This is a genomic window from Algibacter ulvanivorans, from assembly GCF_048381495.1.
Lineage (GTDB): Bacteria > Bacteroidota > Bacteroidia > Flavobacteriales > Flavobacteriaceae > Algibacter_B > Algibacter_B ulvanivorans.
The window spans coordinates 145,399-163,412 of record NZ_JBLWGD010000004.1; the positions used below are offsets into that span (position 1 = coordinate 145,399).

The 18,014-nt window shown below is 32.2% G+C and carries 17 protein-coding genes and 1 tRNA gene; 6 read left to right on the top strand and 12 right to left on the bottom strand.

The genetic code is table 11. The annotated features are described in order from the left end of the window. Nucleotides 1-124 precede the first annotated feature (124 nt). A tRNA-Leu gene (locus ACNG5D_RS11140) sits at nucleotides 125-206 on the top strand. A gap of 58 nt (nucleotides 207-264) precedes the next feature. Here the strand turns inward: ACNG5D_RS11140 and ACNG5D_RS11145 are convergent. Next, nucleotides 265-1,386 (bottom strand): formylglycine-generating enzyme family protein, encoded by a 1,122-nt coding sequence (locus ACNG5D_RS11145; protein WP_418183600.1) that lies wholly within the window; start codon nucleotides 1,384-1,386, stop codon nucleotides 265-267. Nucleotides 1,387-1,533: 147 nt separating this feature from the next. On the opposite strand from ACNG5D_RS11145, the gene ACNG5D_RS11150 reads away from it, so the two are divergent. From ACNG5D_RS11150 to nadD, 3 genes are read left to right on the top strand one after another with little or no spacing between them, the layout of a single operon-like run. Then, nucleotides 1,534-2,391 (top strand): YicC/YloC family endoribonuclease, encoded by an 858-nt coding sequence (locus ACNG5D_RS11150; RefSeq protein WP_418183601.1) that lies wholly within the window; start codon nucleotides 1,534-1,536, stop codon nucleotides 2,389-2,391. Between the two features lie 17 nt (nucleotides 2,392-2,408). Then, the gene (gene gmk / locus ACNG5D_RS11155; RefSeq protein WP_418183602.1) at nucleotides 2,409-2,996 is read left to right on the top strand and encodes a guanylate kinase; all 588 of its coding nucleotides are present in this window, start codon (nucleotides 2,409-2,411) and stop codon (nucleotides 2,994-2,996) included. 9 nt (nucleotides 2,997-3,005) lie between these two features. Beyond that, the gene (nadD, locus tag ACNG5D_RS11160; RefSeq protein ID WP_418183603.1) at nucleotides 3,006-3,584 is read left to right on the top strand and encodes a nicotinate (nicotinamide) nucleotide adenylyltransferase; all 579 of its coding nucleotides are present in this window, start codon (nucleotides 3,006-3,008) and stop codon (nucleotides 3,582-3,584) included. Between the two features lie 102 nt (nucleotides 3,585-3,686). Here nadD and lysM read toward each other — a convergent pair whose 3' ends face one another. Both lysM and ACNG5D_RS11170 read right to left on the bottom strand, forming a co-directional pair. After that, nucleotides 3,687-4,184, bottom strand: a complete 498-nt coding sequence (gene lysM / locus ACNG5D_RS11165) for a peptidoglycan-binding protein LysM (RefSeq protein WP_418183604.1) — start codon at nucleotides 4,182-4,184, stop codon at nucleotides 3,687-3,689. A 169-nt stretch (nucleotides 4,185-4,353) separates the two neighbouring features. Further along, a complete protein-coding gene (locus tag ACNG5D_RS11170; RefSeq protein ID WP_418183605.1) occupies nucleotides 4,354-5,295 on the bottom strand; it encodes a nicotinic acid mononucleotide adenyltransferase in 942 nt (313 codons plus the stop codon). Between the two features lie 120 nt (nucleotides 5,296-5,415). Here ACNG5D_RS11170 and ACNG5D_RS11175 point away from each other — a divergent pair, with 120 nt between their 5' ends. Continuing rightward, complete coding sequence (locus ACNG5D_RS11175) at nucleotides 5,416-6,417, top strand: NAD(P)H-dependent glycerol-3-phosphate dehydrogenase (protein ID WP_418183784.1); 1,002 nt, start codon at nucleotides 5,416-5,418, stop codon at nucleotides 6,415-6,417. Nucleotides 6,418-6,530: 113 nt separating this feature from the next. Here ACNG5D_RS11175 and ACNG5D_RS11180 read toward each other — a convergent pair whose 3' ends face one another. The 8 genes from ACNG5D_RS11180 to ACNG5D_RS11215 form a co-directional block, all read right to left on the bottom strand. After that, on the bottom strand, nucleotides 6,531-6,926 hold the full coding sequence (locus ACNG5D_RS11180) for a hypothetical protein (RefSeq protein WP_418183606.1): 396 nt from the start codon (nucleotides 6,924-6,926) through the stop codon (nucleotides 6,531-6,533). A 21-nt stretch (nucleotides 6,927-6,947) separates the two neighbouring features. Next, entirely contained in the window at nucleotides 6,948-7,538 is a 591-nt protein-coding gene (locus tag ACNG5D_RS11185) for a TetR/AcrR family transcriptional regulator (protein WP_418183607.1), read from the bottom strand. A gap of 17 nt (nucleotides 7,539-7,555) precedes the next feature. Further along, entirely contained in the window at nucleotides 7,556-8,974 is a 1,419-nt protein-coding gene (locus tag ACNG5D_RS11190) for an efflux transporter outer membrane subunit (RefSeq protein WP_418183608.1), read from the bottom strand. 5 nt (nucleotides 8,975-8,979) lie between these two features. Then, nucleotides 8,980-12,117: an efflux RND transporter permease subunit gene (locus ACNG5D_RS11195; protein ID WP_418183609.1), complete on the bottom strand. Its 3,138-nt coding sequence runs from the start codon at nucleotides 12,115-12,117 to the stop codon at nucleotides 8,980-8,982. Nucleotides 12,118-12,138: 21 nt separating this feature from the next. After that, nucleotides 12,139-13,269, bottom strand: coding sequence for an efflux RND transporter periplasmic adaptor subunit (locus ACNG5D_RS11200; RefSeq protein ID WP_418183610.1), 1,131 nt, complete (start codon nucleotides 13,267-13,269; stop codon nucleotides 12,139-12,141). An 11-nt stretch (nucleotides 13,270-13,280) separates the two neighbouring features. Next, a complete protein-coding gene (locus ACNG5D_RS11205) occupies nucleotides 13,281-13,781 on the bottom strand; it encodes a GbsR/MarR family transcriptional regulator (protein ID WP_418183611.1) in 501 nt (166 codons plus the stop codon). Between the two features lie 161 nt (nucleotides 13,782-13,942). After that, nucleotides 13,943-14,962, bottom strand: coding sequence for a phenylalanine--tRNA ligase subunit alpha (pheS, locus tag ACNG5D_RS11210; RefSeq protein WP_418183612.1), 1,020 nt, complete (start codon nucleotides 14,960-14,962; stop codon nucleotides 13,943-13,945). A 140-nt stretch (nucleotides 14,963-15,102) separates the two neighbouring features. Further along, nucleotides 15,103-15,459 carry a hypothetical protein gene (locus ACNG5D_RS11215; RefSeq protein ID WP_418183613.1) on the bottom strand — a complete coding sequence of 119 codons (357 nt, stop codon included), beginning with the start codon at nucleotides 15,457-15,459 and terminating at the stop codon, nucleotides 15,103-15,105. 75 nt (nucleotides 15,460-15,534) lie between these two features. Between ACNG5D_RS11215 and ACNG5D_RS11220 the strand changes: the two genes are divergently transcribed. Further along, nucleotides 15,535-16,053: a CvpA family protein gene (locus tag ACNG5D_RS11220; protein WP_418183614.1), complete on the top strand. Its 519-nt coding sequence runs from the start codon at nucleotides 15,535-15,537 to the stop codon at nucleotides 16,051-16,053. Nucleotides 16,054-16,116: 63 nt separating this feature from the next. On the opposite strand, the gene ACNG5D_RS11225 is transcribed toward ACNG5D_RS11220, so the two are convergent. After that, a complete protein-coding gene (locus ACNG5D_RS11225) occupies nucleotides 16,117-17,979 on the bottom strand; it encodes a SulP family inorganic anion transporter (protein ID WP_418183615.1) in 1,863 nt (620 codons plus the stop codon). Nucleotides 17,980-18,014: the final 35 nt, after the last annotated feature.

Here is an 18,014-nt window from a genome sequence, read left to right on the forward strand (position 1 = left end):
GTTTATAGTCTGTTTTTTTTTACGAGGTGCAAATTTAGACATTTATTTTTACCTAAAAAGTATATTGGAAGCTATTTTTTATACTAAATATCGAAAAAAACTATATTTTTGCTGTCCTATTTTAGCTCAAGTGGCGGAATTGGTAGACGCGCTGGATTCAAAATCCAGTTCTTTCGAGAGTGTGGGTTCGATTCCCACCTTGAGTACAAAGGCTTTAACTTAATTTGTTAAAGCCTTTTTTTATAAATAAACCTTCCTTTATAGTTATTTAACTAACATATCTAGAGTTGCCACGGTTCTAAATCCAACATGTTCAGATGAAGAGTCTATACTAGTTCCCATTCTAGAAGACACTCTATAACTAGCACAATACGAATCGCTACACAAAAAAGATCCGCCTTTAATTATTTTTTCTTGTAAATAAGGTTGACTTGGGTTATATGCCTTATCTGCTCCTTGAGGGTTTATAATTTCTTTATTGCTATCCTTAAGGGTTTTATAGTAATTAACATTATACCAATCGGACACAAATTCCCAAACATTACCAGCCATATCATATAATCCAAAATCGTTTGGCGGATATGATTTTACAGGTGCAGTTCTTTCAAAACCATCTTCTAAGGTGTTATTTACAGGAAATTCGCCTTCCCAACTATTTACCATTTTTGAAAGCTTAGACCTATCATCACCCCAAAAATATATACTGCTCGTTTTTTTTCCTCTAGCGGCATATTCCCACTCGGCTTCGGTAGGTAAACGTCTACCTGCCCATTTACAATAAGCTTGTGCGTCTTCAAAACTAATATGAACAACAGGATGATTTTCTTTACCTTCTAAATTACTATCTGGCCCACTTGGGTGTCTCCAATTTACACCAATTACCCAACGCCACCATTGTGAAAAATCGTATAAATTAGGAACAGTCGATTTTGTTTTTTTAAACATTAACGACCCTGGTTGCATAATACTATCATGAGGTTTTGGCGTACCTTCTGGCAATTGTTTTTTCATTACTTCCCAATCTATAGCGCGCTCGGCAACTGTTACATAATTTGTTTCGTCTACAAATTTTTTAAAGGCTGCATTGGTTACCTCGGTAATATCCATAAAAAAACCATCAACCGAAACGGCATGCTGTGGTTTTTCATGTTTCATAGCTGTTTTATCTTGCGGTACTGCGCCTTGCAAAAAAGCTCCTCCTGGAACCCAAAGCATACCTTCTGGAGGGTTAGCTATTAATTTATCTGTTTGTTCTTGAGTAATTTTACTTACTACTTCCTTATCCGTTTTTGCCTCTTCAGTTTTAGTTTCAACCTTTTTTTCTTTACATGTAAACACAATTAAACAGCTAAAACACACTAAAGCTAAACTTTTAATTTTACTCATTTTTCATATTTTTTATGCCCATAAAAGTATTTAATTAATGTATTACTACCCAAACATTATATTTAAAGTATTTTTTTTAACATATTATCTATAACTTTCTTATGTTAAGGTTTTAATTACCTTTGCATAACTTTAATACATGCGTTTATGATATATTCTATGACAGGTTACGGAAAATCTGTTTTACAGCTACCAACAAAAAAAATAACCATCGAGCTAAAATCTTTAAACAGTAAAAATTTAGATTTAAATGCCAGAATGCCCTCTGTTTATAGAGAAAAAGAATTGGCTATAAGAAAAATTTTAGCAAACAAATTAGTTCGAGGTAAAATAGATTTTTCTATTTATGTTGAAACTACAGCCGAAGATACATCAACCCAAATTAATACACCCGTTGTTAAACAATATATTAAACAATTAAAACAAGTTGTTAATGGTAATGATATAGATTTACTTAAAATGGCTGTTCGTTTTCCTGATGCTTTAAATACTGTAAGAGAAGAAATTGATGAAAACGAATGGAAATCTATTGAGGCCGAAGTACAAAATGCAATAAAAGATTTAAACAACCATAGATTAAACGAAGGCAAAGTATTAGAAACCGATTTTAATAAGCGCATTATTGCTATAGATACAATACTAGAACAAGTAATTGCTATGGATCCTGAACGTATTGAAGGTGTTCGTGAGCGATTACTAAAAGGAGTTCAAGAATTAAGAGAAAAATACGACGAGAATAGATTTGAGCAAGAACTGGTTTATTACATTGAAAAATTTGATATTACTGAAGAAAAAGTACGTTTAAAAAACCATTTAAACTATTTTACAGAATCTATAAACTCTAAAGATTCTAACGGTAAAAAATTAGGGTTTATTAGCCAAGAAATGGGAAGAGAAATTAATACTATTGGCTCTAAAAGCAATTACGCACCAATGCAACAACTGGTTGTACAAATGAAAGACGAGTTAGAAAAAATTAAGGAACAATTATTGAATGTGCTTTAATTAAAAAATAAATTAGTGTGACTAAAACAAACAAAACAAAAGGCAAACTTATTGTGTTTTCTGCGCCGTCTGGTTCTGGAAAAACAACTATAGTAAGACATTTATTAGGCAAAGAACATTTAAATTTAGAGTTTTCAATCTCGGCAACCTCCAGAGAAAAACGCGGTGAAGAAGTACACGGAAAAGATTATTATTTCCTTTCGGCAAAAGATTTTAAAAACAACATTAAAAGTGATGCTTTTTTAGAATGGGAAGAAGTGTATCGCGATAATTTTTATGGCACCTTAAAAACCGAAGTAGAACGTATTTGGGCAAAAGGTAAAAATGTTATTTTTGATATTGATGTGTCTGGCGGACTTAGAATAAAGCGAAAATTTCCTGAAGAAACATTAGCTATTTTTGTAAAACCACCTAGTATTGACGAATTAAAAATTAGATTAAAAAAACGAAAAACCGAAAGTGCCGATAAAATTAATATGCGTGTAGCAAAAGCATCAGCAGAATTAGCAACCGCTCCTTTATTCGATACTATTATTGTTAATGACGATTTAGAAAAAGCCCTTAACGAAGCAGAAAAAAAGGTTAATGCTTTTATAAAATCTTAATATTTAAAAATGAAAATTGGTTTATATTTTGGTTCTTTTAACCCTATACATATAGGGCATTTGGTTATAGCAAACCACATGGCAGAATATAGCGATTTAGACCAAATTTGGTTTGTAGTTACACCGCACAATCCATTTAAAAAGAAAAGTAGTTTGCTTGATAACTATCAACGTTTAGAAATGGTATATCAAGCTACAAAAGATTATACCAAGCTTAAAGCAAGCAATATTGAGTTTAATTTACCACAACCTAACTACACAGTAAACACATTAGCTCATTTACAAGAAAAATACCCTAAACACGAGTTTGCTTTAATTATGGGAGAAGATAACTTAAAGAGTTTCCATAAGTGGAAAAACTACAATGTTATTCTAGAAAACCATCATATTTATGTATATCCGCGAATTTCAGATAATAAAGCAGAGATTCCTTTTGATGGTCATGACAAAATACATCTTGTAAATGCACCTATAATGCAGCTTTCGTCTACTTTTATTCGTACAGCAATAAAAGAAGGGAAAAACATAGAGCCTATGTTACCCAAAAATGTTTGGGAATATTTAGATGAAATGAATTTTTATAGGTAGTAAAAAATATTACCATTAAAATTAACAGCATAAAAAAAGCCAACTTAAAAAGTTGGCTTAAACATAACATAATTAATTTGCTATTAATTAGGTTCTCATGTTCTAATCTAGTGCTGGGATTCTTAATACTTGCCCAGGGTATATTTTATCTGGATCTGTAAGCATTGGCTTATTTGCTTCAAAAACAACTGGGTATTTCATAGCATTACCATAATAATTTTTTGCAATTTTACCTAAAGTATCTCCACTTACAACAGTATGAAATTGAGCTACAGGCTCTTCATGCTCAACAGTCATTTGGTCATCAACGGTTGCAATTCCATTTGAGTTACCTACAACTAAAACCACTTTTTCTTTTGTTGCTTGATTATATGCTAAACCTGTTATGGTTGCTACATCATCATCAATAAAAACATTTAAATCTTTTACTTCAAGTTGCAAATTAACAATAGTCTCTTCTAGTTTTCTAGCAGCAGCTTCTTCTAGTTTTAATTCTTTTGCAGCAGCTTTTTCTGCAGCCTCTTTTGCTTCTTCGGCATCGGTTTTTCCAATACCAAATACTTTTGCTCCTGCGTTTTTAATAAATGAAAATAATCCCATTTTTATAATTTGTTTTAAGGGTTAACACTTTTAAGACACAAAAAACCTAAATAAGTCACAATTAATGTTATACAAAAAAGAAACCGCCTAAAACGTATACGTTTTAAACGGTTTCTAAACTAAATAACCAACCAAAATTTTTGTGAAACTAATTCATTTTAAATTTTTTCTAATTCCTAGTATTTTCTCTAGGATTTACTACTTTATTTTTTCTAAACTTACGCTTCTTATCTGTTTGCGTATTTTTTCCTTTCGTTTTGTTTTCAGATTTTAAATACTGAATATATCCTCTACCTTCAAACTCATAAACAGTTTCAGATGATGGGTGAAACAATTCTATCTTACTATCATTTATAACGCTCAATTCAAAATATTCATTGTCTGGAGAATCATAATCTAATGTTAAAGTTTTTAAATACTCATTTCCAGAAATGTTTCCTACACCATATATTCCGGTATAATCCCAATAAATATTGTTAGCATTAAGTCCGTTTTCGTCTTGCGAGCTTTTAAAAGTCGAGTCGTTTCCTCCAGCTAGAAATTGTAAATAGTTTTCGTTGTCAAACTCGTTTAAAGCGCCAAAATCGCTTGTATATGTTTTTTCCCAAGCTTCATATTCTTGCAGGAAATAATGAATATTATCGTAAAACACAAAATCGTAATCAAAATTACTACGTTGGTAGCCATCTAAAAAATATGAAGTATCGTTATTAGGGTTGTATAACTCTATGGTATTATTATCTACTTGATAAACATCAAAGGTAGAAAACCCATCAATATCATGCTGTACATCTAAAATCATATTATAAGCATCATACTCGCCAACATCTATACCATAACCATTTCCATTAGCACCTAACCCAGCAATATTATTATTTGCATAAACAATACCATTTCTAAAAGATACCGTAAATGCCTTTTGTAAAAATGGCGTTTCGCCATAGCCTAAAGTACTATTTATATCGACATACCATAGCTCGTGCGAGTTTAATAGTTGGTTTACAGAAATTAAAGGCGCATCATTAAAATCATCAACCACCACTTCTGTATAACACGATGTAAAAAGGGTTGCTAATAAAGCAAAACTTGAAAGTAATTTTATAGTTTTCATAATATAACTTTTTAGGGTTGTTACTTAGGTTGTTTCAAAACGCGTGCCAAAAAAGGAATATGTACCAATACAATGACTAATATTTTATGTATTTTTGAGCCTGAAAACGATTTAAAATCTATGGATAAACCTTTAAAATATGCGGTTTTTGGGGCCGGTAGTTGGGCTACAGCTATTGTAAAAATGCTTTGCGAAAACTTAGATGAAATAGGTTGGTACATGCGAAGTGTATATACTAAAGAGCATTTAATAAGGGAGCAGCACAACCCTAATTATTTAAGTTCGGTTGAGTTTCATTTAGAGCAATTAAAATTAAGCAATGATATTAACGAAATTGCTAATTATGCCGATGTTTTAATATTTGTTATACCATCTGCCTTTATACATTCAGAGTTAGAAAAACTAAACGTAGACATTTCAAACAAAACTATAGTATCTGCGGTAAAAGGTATTATGCCAGAAACAGGGCTTTTAGTTGGCGAACATTTTCATAAAACCTACAAAATACCTTTTGATAATATTGCAGTAATTGCTGGCCCATGCCATGCCGAAGAGGTTGCTTTAGAGCGTTTATCATACTTAACCATTTCGTGTTCAGATACCGAAAAAGCCAAAAATATTGCCAATACCCTTTCTAGCGATTATATAAAAACAAAAACCAGCGACGATATTATAGGTGTAGAATATGCTGTCATGCTAAAAAATATTTATGCTATTGCAGCAGGAATAGCACATGGTTTAGGTTATGGCGATAATTTTCAAAGTGTATTAATGAGTAATGCCATTCGTGAAATGAAGCGTTTTATTAAAAAACGACATAAAATGAAACGAAACATTAATAACTCGGCTTATTTAGGCGACTTATTAGTAACTGGCTACTCCATATTTTCTAGAAACCGAATGTTTGGAAACATGATTGGTAAGGGCTACACAGTAAAATCGGCACAAATGGAAATGAACATGGTTGCCGAAGGGTATTACGCTACCAAAAACGCACTTTTATTACATGAAAAAAGTGCGAAAAAATCTCAAATCCCTATTATTCATGCTGTTTATGAGATTTTATACGACAACAAAAATCCAAAAAAGGTTTTTAAAAAATTAACCGATAAATTAGATTAGTATAATACATTTTACATTGGGCGTTCCCTTACAGGTCAGGCTTTCGCAAGTCGCTCTCTTTGAGGAGCTCCAACAATTGCTCAATCCTTAACGCAACCATTAGCTAAGGCATTTTATTTTACTAAAACGCCTTTGGCTTTCATTAAAGGAATTGGCTGTAATGCATTTAGGTTAATTGTATTTTTTCTAAACAAGTACGTTTTATCAAACATCGTATTTCCTTCAAAAAACGATACTTTAAACGTATTATTTAAGGCAAATAAATCTTCTTGCATTAGCTCTATTTTAGCATAGCTTTTTTTAGGTAATTTATCTAATCGTTTTCTAAAAACCGAAGTTGTTTTATTTTTAGAATAACCGCTTGTTACAATAATTACAAGATCTAAATCTACCGTTTTATCATTAATAATGTAAGCATTCCAGTCTTGAGTTTTGTAAACATCATTATACTCATTAACAACGGCTACATAAACACCCTCTACTTTTGGAATTTCAATATCTTTTTTCATGGTGTAAAAATAATCAATCTATTAGAAAAAAGAATTAGAATATTTACTTGTAACTATCCCCTTTAAATTATAAACAACTAGATGTTTAAATAGCTTATCTTTTGGGTATAACTCAAATAAATTATTACTTTTAAAAACTAAATTATCAATTCTAAAGAAATATATCTTTGTAAATAAAGCTATATTAACCTCTAATTTTATATTCCCATTTTCTTGTGCTTGAATTAACAATCCATGTACTATTTTAGTAGATAGCTCTTCTGTAAAATTATTAAACAACAAACTGGCTTTAGGGTAATATTTCTGTAAACCAAATAAAAAAGAGGGTTTAAAATATTTTAAATACTCAAACCCTCTTTGGTAAATTAATATAACACACAAAATAGGGTCTTTACCATTGCTATCAATCAACCTATTTATATCTTCTTTATACTCGCTTAACAAACTTTCAAGACTACAAGCTACTAAGTCTTCTTTGTTTTTAAAAAATGTATAAATTGTTTTTTTAGATATTCCAAGTTCGGTTGCTAAATCGTCTAAAGTTACATGTTTACTACCAAATCTAGTAAACTTAGTAATGGCATATTGCAACAACTGAGCTTTGGTTATCATTTTGTTTTTTTAATTAATTATCTCCAACCACCACCAAGAGCTTCGTATAAATCTACAATAGATATTAATTGTTGTAATTGGCTGTCAATAATATTAAGCTCGGCATTTAACACACTTTCTCTTGCTGTTAATAAATCTAAATAATTAGCATAACCGTTTTTAAGTAACTCGTCTGAGTTAGTTTCTGCAGTTCGTAAGGCCTCTACTTCATTTTTTCTAAACTCAAACTTTTTGGTTTCCGACTTATATGAAAATAGTGCATTAGACACTTCGTTTCCTGCTACTAATAGAGTCTTTTTAAATTGAAGCAACGCTTGCTCTTGTTGTGCTAAAGCCACTTCTTTTTGCGTTTTTATTTTTCGTTGATTAAAAAGTGGTTGTGTTAATCCGCCAACTAAATTTGCAAATAACGAGTTGGTATTAAATAAATTGTCTAACTGCAAACTTTGTAAACCCCCTGAAGCTGTTAATGTTAAAGACGGATAAAAATTACTTTTTGCAACATTAGTTAACTCAAAAGAATTTATTAAACCATACTCGGCCGCCATTACATCGGGCCTATTACTTAATAATGCTACTGGTACACCTAATACAATGTCTTGATTTATATTTTGTATATCTAAACGACTTCTATCAAAATGTTGTGGCGATTTACCTAATAAAATACTTAATGCATTTTCGGTTTTAAAAATCGCAACCTCTATATCTACCTGTAATGCTTTTGCATTATTGAATTGGGCTATATTTTGGTCTACAGCTACCTGTGTTACTTGCCCTGCATCTTTTAAAGCCTTAATAGTTTCTACACCGCTTTGTCTTGTTAAAATGGTTTGTTTAGTAATTTCTAACTGAGCATCGAGAGCTAATAAATTATAATAAGTATTAGCAATACTAGAAACCAACTGCGTTTTTACCACTTGATGTCCAGCAACACTTTGTAAGTATGCTGCTTGAGTTGCTCTTTTATTACTTCGTATTTTCCCCCAAATATCGGCTTCCCAAGATAGGTTTGCAGTAATGTCGTAAGTATCTAAACCTCCACTAAATATGGAACCAAATTGACTGTTTTCTGAAAATTCTTGACGAGTATAATTGCCACCCACGCTTAACGTTGGCATATAACCTGCTTTACCTTGTTTTGCATAAGCCATGGCTGCTACTATTTGTTGAAGTGCAATGCGAACATCCATATTGTTTTTAAGCCCTTCTTCTATATATTCTTGAAGATATTGGTCTGTAAATAATGTTTTCCATGACACCTCTGCTATAGATATACTATCTGTAGGTAAATTTTCGGTTCTGTATAAAGCCTGTATTTCAGTTTTTATTTCTGGCCTAGCATAATCTTGCGCAACAAAACAACTTTGTAATGCTAATACAAAAACAAGTAATAATAAGCCTTTACTAAAATTTGTATGTTTTATAATTGATTTCATTTTTTTTATTCTTCAATAGTTTGTATTACTGGCTTACTAGACACTTTTTCTTGTAGCCATTGAAATAATATAAATAAGATTGGAATTACAAAAACACCTATAACAGTACCTATAAGCATGCCGCCAGCAGCTCCTGTACCTATAGAATTATTTCCCTCAGAACCAACACCTTTTGCTAACACTAGGGGCATTAATCCTAAAATAAATGCGAAAGAGGTCATTAAAATAGGTCGTAAACGTGATTTTGCACCATGAATGGCCGCCTCAACAATAGACTCCCCATTTTTTCGTCTTTGTAAAGCAAACTCGACAATAAGTATTGCGTTTTTTGCTAATAGTCCAATAAGCATTATTAAGGCTATTTGGAAATAAATATTGTTTTCTAAGCCAAAAAACTTTGTACTTATATAGGCACCAAACACACCAAACGGTAAAGACAATACCACTACAAATGGTAGTAAGTAACTTTCATATTGTGCACTTAATAAGAAATATACAAACAGAATACTTAATATAAATATAAATGTGGTTTGGTTTCCTGCATTTACCTCTTCTCTCGTTAAACCAGAATACGCAACGGTATAATTACTTGGTAATTTCGCGATCTCTTCTTCAATTACCCTAATAGCATCACCTGTACTATAACCATTGTTAGTTGCTCCTGTTATAGATGTAGAATTAAATAAATTGAAACGCGTTACAGACTGTGGGCCATATACTCTTTTTAAGTTTACAAATTCTGTAATAGGCGTCATTTCACCATTATTCGTTCTTACATATATGCTGTTTAAAGCGTTTTTATCGGCTCTATCTTCTGGTAAGGCTTGAATATATACCCTGAATTGTTTTCCAAACCTAGAAAAGTCTGAGGCATAAATTCCGCCTATATACCCTTGCAATGTTGAAAATATACTAGTTACAGAAACTCCTTTTTCTTTTGCTAAAGGCACATTTACTTCCATTTCATATTGCGGATAGTTTGTATTAAAAGCCGATGTTGCATATTTAATTTCTGGGTGCTGCATTAAAGCCATTGAGAAATCTTTATTAGCTTTATCTAAATCTGTAAACTCACCACCAAATTTATCTAACAAATTAATTTCAAAACCAGACGAATTACCAAAACCACGAATACTTGGTGGAGAAAAGAAAATAATATTAGCATCTGGTATGGTTGATGCTATACCAAATAATTTCCCAGTAATTGCTTGTGCCGAAAGAGAAGGGGTTGTACGATTTTCCCAGTCTTCAAGCTTAATAATTCCAAAACCAAAGTTACTACCTGCACCGCTTATTAAACTTCTACCTTTAATAAAGTTTACAGCTACAACACCCTCAATACCCTCTACTTTATCATATAATTTTCTAGCTACAGCATCTGTTCTATCTAGTGAGGCTCCTGGTGGCAATTCGATATTTGCAAAAATAATTCCTCTATCTTCATTTGGAACAAAACCTGTTGGAGTTGTTGTTGAAGCCCAATAAATTCCAATTACCGCAATGATTAATAACAGTACTGACACAAATTTTCTTTTGTATAAAAACTGAAGCGATTTTCCATACTTTTCAATAGTTGCATTAAATCCACGATTGAACAAAGTGTAGAAACGTTGTAATGGGCTTTTTCCTTTTAACTCTTTATCATCTTTATGCTCTTTTAATAATAAAGCACATAAAGCTGGGCTTAAGGTTAATGCATTTACTGCAGAAATAAGGATAGCAATAATTAAAGTAACACCAAACTGCTCATAAAAAACACCTGTTGGACCAGTTACAAAAGTTACAGGAATAAATACAGCCGCCATAACTAAAGTGATAGAAATAATGGCTCCTGAAATTTCGTTCATAGCTGTTAATGTTGCTTTTTTAGGGTTGTGTTCACCTTCTTCCATTTTGGCATGGACAGCCTCGACAACCACAATAGCATCATCTACTACAATACCTATTGCAAGTACTAATGCAAATAATGTTAACAAGTTAATAGAATACCCAAAAACATTTAGAAAAAAGAATGTACCAATAATAGATACAGGTACCGCAATAGCCGGAATTAAAGTAGAACGAAAATCTTGCAAGAAAACAAATACCACTAAAAATACCAGCAAAAAGGCTTCTAATAAAGTTGTTACAACCTTATCTATAGAAGCGTTTAAAAATAAACTCGTATCGTAAGGCACAAAAATATCTAATCCTTCTGGAAGATCTGCTTTTACTTTATCAAGAGTTATTTTTATATTTTCAATAATTTCTTGTGCGTTAGAGCCCTTCGTTTGAAAAATTCCCATAAATACAGCTGGGTGTCCTTTACTCATAGCATTTGAGGAATATGATTGCGCATCAAGCTCTATAGTTGCTACATCTTTTAATCGTAAAAACTCACCATTACCTAACGCTTTAATTACAATATCGCTATATTGACTTTCGTTTTTAAAACGCCCGCTATATGTTAAAGTATAAGAAAAAGACTCTCCATTATTTTCACCTAAAGCTCCTGCTGCAGCCTCTAAGTTTTGTTCTGCTAATGCTGCAGAAATATCTGAAGGCATTAAATTATATGATGCTAATTTTTCTGGATTTAACCATATTCTCATGGCGTAATCTTGTTGAGAAAATACACTTACATCTCCTACACCATTAATACGTTGCATGGCTGGAATAACATTAATTTTTAAATAATTCTGAATGAATGTAGCATCGTAATTATCACTTTCAGAATACATGGATATAAACATCAATGCACTTGTTTCTTGCTTTTGCGTGGTTACACCTGTTTGTGTTACCTCTTGGGGTAATAATGGTGTTGCTCTAGCTACACGATTTTGTACATTTACTGCGGCAATATCAGCATCCATTTCTTGATTAAAATAAACTGTAATTTCTGCTGTTCCGTTATTAGATGCGGTAGATGTTATATATGTCATTCCTTCTACACCGTTTATTTGTTCTTCAATAGGAACTATAACACTTTCTAATACGGTTTCTGCATTTGCTCCTGTATAATTTGCCGACACTTTAATTGTTGGCGGAGCAATATCTGGGTATTCTTCTATAGGTAAACTAGTTATACTAATAACGCCTAGTAAAACTATGATAATAGAGATTACTGTTGAAAGTACTGGCCTTTCAATAAATGTTTTTAACATGACTAATATGTTTGAGGTTAGTTAGTTTTTAAATAAAGTTGCTACAGGTTTTATGGCATCATCAAATGAAGTTTCTTGTGGCAAAATTTCCATTCCATTTTTTAATTTACCTATACCAGACACTACAATTATGTCGTTAATACTTAAACCAGATTCAATTACATACAAGTTGTTTACAGTTCCCTTTATTTTTAAAATGGTAGTTTTAACTTTGTTATTTTCACCAAGTTTAAATATCATGATATTTCCTTGCTGCTCGAAAGTTGCAGTTTGAGGTACCACTATTGCATCTTTATACTCAATTGGAAACCTAATTTTACCGCTATTCCCGTTGGTTAAAATTTCATTTGGATTATCAAATGCAGCTCTAATTTTAATGGTTCCTGTACTTTGATTAATTTGACCTGTACTGGTTTGAATGCGTCCTTTTTCAGAATAAATTTTACCGTTTGCAAGCACTAGACTTAAATCTGGCGAATTTTTAATACGCTCTGCTTTACTTTTACCTCCGTTTCGTTGTAAATGATTTATATATTGCGCTTCGTTAAAGCTAAAAAACGCATATACTTGGTCTATTTCACTAACGGTTGTTAAAGGTGTTGTATCGCTCGGGCTTATTAAAGCACCTTCTCTAAAATTTATTGCACCTACGTAGCCATCAATAGGACTTTTAATTGTTGCATAACCAATGTTTGCAGACACACTACTATAATTCGCTTTTGCTTGTGCTAAATTGGCTTTTGCTGTTTCTAATTGTACTGGACTAATAATATTTTTTTCAACTAATGGTACTAATTTATCAACCTCGACTTGTGCAACGTTAACACGTGCTTTTGCCGCTCCAGCATCTTGACTTAATGATTGCGTTTCTAGTTTAAATAAAACTTGGCCTTTTCTTACTTTTTGGCCCTCATCAACATATACTTTTTCTATGTATCCAGATGTTTTTGCTCTAACATCGCTATTTACAACTCCTTCAATAGTTGCTGGATAATCTGTATATCCCGTTACCGTTTTACTTTGTAGTTTAGCAATAGGGAAAGGAGCTGGAGGCACCTGTGTTGCTGCTTGGTTTTTATTGTTGTTTCCACAACTTAATAAAACCAAAAAAGTACTAAATATTAGTACACTATTTATATATTTATTTATCATTTTAAATGGTTTTAAAGATCGAATTTTTTATCAGCTATTTTTGTTCTTAATTCTTGTATTGAAGCTGTTGCGCCATCAATAAACTTGATATAATCGTTATGAAAATTTAAATCGAATTTCTCTTCTTTATTTTCTATTTTTTTAGTGTTTATTGTCTCTTTATAGCTCTTAATTTCCAAATGTAGTTGGCGTACTTCATGCCATTCGTTTATTAGATTATCTATATGTTGAATTACCGAGTCTTTATTAATTACGAAGTACTTTTTACGATCTCCGGTTTTAGTAAAATACTCTATTTTATTTAAATCTTGTAAGTGATTTAAGTGTGTTGAAATAGTACTTTTACTTGCACAAAGAATAGTTACCATTTCTTCGAAAGTAGTGCCTTTTTTTCCTGTAAGTATTACAAACGACATAATTCTAGCTGCTACTGGTGCTAGGTTTTCTCTATTCTCTAAATGCACGCCTAGTTTTTCTACTAAGGCCATTTTCTTTTTACATATGTTATCCATATTTTTTTTTATTGTTGGAAACTCTATATAGAATTTATAGTAAAACTATGTGCAAATATACATTTTGGTTCGGAACAAACCGAACTTAACGAAGTTAAATTATTGTTAAACAAAAAAAGCCGGCTAATAATAGCCGGCTTTTATCTATGTATTTTATGCAATTACAATGCAGATTTAAACTGCTCTAAGAAACGCACATCGTTTTCGCTTAATAAACGAATATCGCCTATTTGGTGTAATAACATTGTAATTCTATCTATTCCCATACCAAAGGCAAAACCAGAGTATTGAGTAGAGTCTATTCCGCAGTTTTCTAGCACGTTAGGATCTACCATACCGCATCCCATAATTTCTAGCCAACCGGTTCCTTTTGTTATTCTATAATCGGTTTCGGTTTCTAAACCCCAATATACATCTACCTCGGCACTAGGTTCTGTAAAAGGAAAATATGAAGGGCGTAAACGTATTTTGCTTTTACCAAACATTTCGGTTGTAAAGTGCTGAAGTGTTTGCTTTAAATCGGCAAAACTTACATTCTTATCTATATATAAACCTTCTACTTGATGGAAAAAGCAATGTGACCGAGCCGATATGGCTTCGTTTCTATACACTCTACCTGGAGATATGGTACGTATTGGTGGCTTATTATTTTCCATGTAACGTACTTGTACAGAACTGGTATGGGTACGCAATAAAATATCTGGATCTGTTTGTATAAAAAACGTATCCTGCATATCGCGAGCTGGATGATACTCGGGTAGGTTTAATGCTGTAAAATTATGCCAGTCGTCTTCAATTTCTGGGCCTTCACTTACATTAAATCCTATTCGTGAAAAAATATCGATAATTTGATTTTTAACTATTGATATAGGGTGGCGTGCTCCTATTTGAATAGGTTGACCAGGGCGAGATAAATCGCCATAAATACCTTTTACTTCTTCTTTACTTTCTAGCTCTTCTTTTAAAACTTTTACCTTTTCTTCGGCTGTTTTTTTTAGTTTATTTATAGTTTGACCAAATTCTTTTTTCTGGTCGTTTGCTACATTTTTAAACTCTGCAAAAAACTCGTTTAATAATCCTTTTTTACCTAAGTACTTTATTCTAAAAGCTTCTACCTCTTCTTTCGATTGGGTTTTAAATGCTTCGGCTTCTGCTATGAGTTGGTTTATCTTATCTATCATGACCTTTTACAAAATGATGGCAAATTTACTATTTTTTACGTGAATTGCGTTAGGGATTGCAGAGGAAATCCTTTTTAAAGGCACGAATAAAAAGATTGCAACGTAAAGCCCGACCCTTTACGGGTAACGCCCATTTTATTTTAATTAATATACTCGGTTTCTAAAAAATAATTCACAATAGCTTCTTTCATTAAAACACTTTGCTCTCCTGCCTTTAAATGTGGTAAGGTTTCTAGTGTTTTATAGTGTGGCCACCCATCGTTATCTACAAAATCGAGTTCGTAATAACCATAAGGTGTAAGTAGTTTACATATGGCAATATGCATAAGGTCTAGCTTTTGGTCTTTTTTAAATGTTCTATCTAATTGCCCTAACTCTTGTACGCCTATTAAGTATATAATAGCATCAAGATCTAGATTATCGCCATCGGCAAATTGATTGGATAATTTTTTTACTACTGTTTCCCAACGTTCTTTTAATTGTTCGTCTCTTGCCATAATAATTTTAAAGCTACAAAGTTAATAAACCTAAGTGTTAGTATTATTTTATATTTGTTTTAAATTACTTTAATTATGAGTGTTATAGATATTGTTTTAGGGGCTTTAATTTTATTTGGACTTGTTCGTGGTTTAATGAAAGGGCTTTTTGTTGAAGTGGCGTCTTTAATTGCTTTGGTTGCTGGTGTTTATGGCGCTATCCATTTTAGCAATTTTGTTGGAGATTTTTTACAAACAAAAACAGACTGGAACGAGAAAACTATAAAAATTGTTGCCTTTGCCATTACGTTTGTTATTATTGTTATGGCCATTGGTCTTGCTGGAAAGGCACTAACTAAATTAGCCGATTTTGCTGCCTTAGGTATTATTAATAAACTTGCTGGAGGCCTTTTTGGGGCTTTAAAAATTGCGCTAATATTAAGTGTAGTTTTAAATATTTTTGATAAAATGAATAATACTATAACTTTTGTTGATAAAGATAGTATTGATGAAACTGTACTTTACAAACATGTAAAATCTTTATTGCCTACTGTTTTTCCTAATTTACTTAATGCAGAGGATAAGGATTTCGAAACTCAAGACAGCGAGGCATAAAATAATATGCTTTAAAATTGTTTTTACTCTTAATAGTTTTGTTTTTAAAGTTTTAAAAACAAATTATATGGTGTCTTTTACATTTTCTTTAACCCATTTTAAACAGGTTTTAAAATCTTTGAAAATATGCTGGTTTGGAATAAAATCTGGTATAATATCAATACGTTCCATCATGTAGCGTGGTTGCCTTAATAGACCTACAAATAAAACTTCAACATTGTTCTTTTTTAACTCTTGTAGCATATCTTCCATGGCATATAACCCAGATTGGTCCATGTATTGCATACGTCCTAGCCTTATAATAACTGTTTTTGCTGTATTTGGAATTTGCTGTGATAATGCTTGAAAATCGCTAGTTGAACCAAAAAACAAAGGGCCTTTTATATGTTTTATAAACACTTCTTCTTTTAAGTTTGTTGGAAAACCCGACTCGTCTGCCCAAGCTTCTTCTTTTAATGATTTTAGATCTGATCGTTCTGCGGTTAAATCTCCTATTTTTTTCATAAACATTAATGAGGCTATTACCAAGCCTATGCCTACTGCATAAACTAAATTCCAAAATGTTGAAAGAAATAAAACAACTAACATAATTAGCACTTCCGAACTCATTTTTAATGGTCCTATTTTAATATCTCTAGGAAGCGCTGGTATGGCTTTTAATCCTTTATAATCCATAACACCTATACCAACTGTAATTAAAATACCTGCTAAAACTGCTGCTGGAATTTGCGATGCTATTGGGCCTAAACCTAATAGGATTATTAACAACATAATTCCGGCAATCATTCCAGACAACTTAGTTTTACCACCCGAGGTAATATTTACTACGGTTCTTATGGTTGCTCCAGCACCAGGAATTCCTCCAAAAATAGCCGCGATACTGTTACCTATACCTTGACCAACCAATTCTTTATTTGGTTTGTGTTTTGTTTTAGTCATGTTATCTGCCACAACACTTGTTAATAAAGAATCGATAGCACCTAATAAGGCTAATGTTAATGCTGTAAAAATGTAAGGCGTTACACTACTTAATTTAAAAGTGGTAAATATTTCTAGATTTGGAACTGGGAGCCCGCTTGGAATCTCTTCAATAGGTCTATAATTTAAGCCAAAGCCTACAGCAATTCCAGACATTACTACTAAAGCTACCAACGTACTAGGGACTGCTTTTGTAATTCGTTTAAAACCATATATTATAAAAATAGTTCCTAAGGCTAATATTAATTCAAGCCAATTAATATTTTGTAAAGCTTTAGGTAATGCTATTATTGCTCCCATTGCGCCAGAGGTTTCTTTGGCTGCTAAAGTTTGAGATTCTTTTAAAATGGCTTCTTGCGAAATTTCGTGTGCACGATTTATAGTTTCTTCAAAATTTTCAAGTACCAAAATACCTTCTCCGGCTTCTTCCTTTAATATATTTTCAAGAATTACCTCTTGTGCTTGAGGTTTAAAAGTGTTTACAAATTCCATATCTTCTTTTGGATAATATCCTAGAGATGGCAAAATTTGTGTTAATAAAATAATAACTCCTATAGCTGTCATAAAACCAGAAACTACAGGGTATGGTATATATCTTATGTATTTACCTAAGCCTAAAGCTCCTAAACCAACTTGCATTAAACCCGCAAGTAAAAAAATAGTAAGTATTACTGGCATAGCTTTACTAACATCGCCATCGTTAGTTGCAATAATACCAGCAATTACAACCATACTTACAGCTGTCATGGGTGCCGTTGGCCCAGATATTTGTGTGCTTGTACCACCAAAAAGCGCTGCAAAAAAACTTATAAAAATAGCGCCATAAAGTCCTGCGGTTGGCCCTAACCCAGACGACACTCCAAAAGCTAAAGCCAATGGTAATGCTACTATTCCTGCAGTAATTCCGCCAAAGGCATCTCCTTTTAGGTTTGAAAATAAGTTTTTCATATTTATGTGTTTTAAGAATTCCTAAGTTAATTCAT